General features: G+C 49.6%; 1 protein-coding gene. It reads left to right on the plus strand.

What is annotated here, in order from left to right:
• Positions 1-226: HEAT repeat domain-containing protein (locus ABF638_RS38560; protein WP_435027978.1), on the plus strand; the 226-nt coding region annotated here is incomplete at both ends.

The following is a 226-nucleotide window of genomic DNA, read 5'->3' on the forward strand; positions in this document are numbered from 1 at the left end:
GAAGCACTGCTGGGTTTACTCAAAGATGATAGTGATAATGTGCGTAACCCTGCTGTTGTTGCATTGGGCAAGTTGGGCAACGCCTCGCCAGAGGTAGTTGAAGCACTGCTGAGTGTACTCAAAGATGAGAGTAAGATTGTGCGTTACTCTGCTGCTGAAGCATTGGGCAACTTGGGCAACGCCTCGCCACAGGTAGTTGAAGCACTGCTGGGTTTACTCAAAGATG

This window comes from Nostoc sp. CALU 1950 (genome assembly GCF_051172895.1).
GTDB classification, from domain to species: Bacteria; Cyanobacteriota; Cyanobacteriia; order Cyanobacteriales; family Nostocaceae; genus Nostoc; species Nostoc edaphicum_A.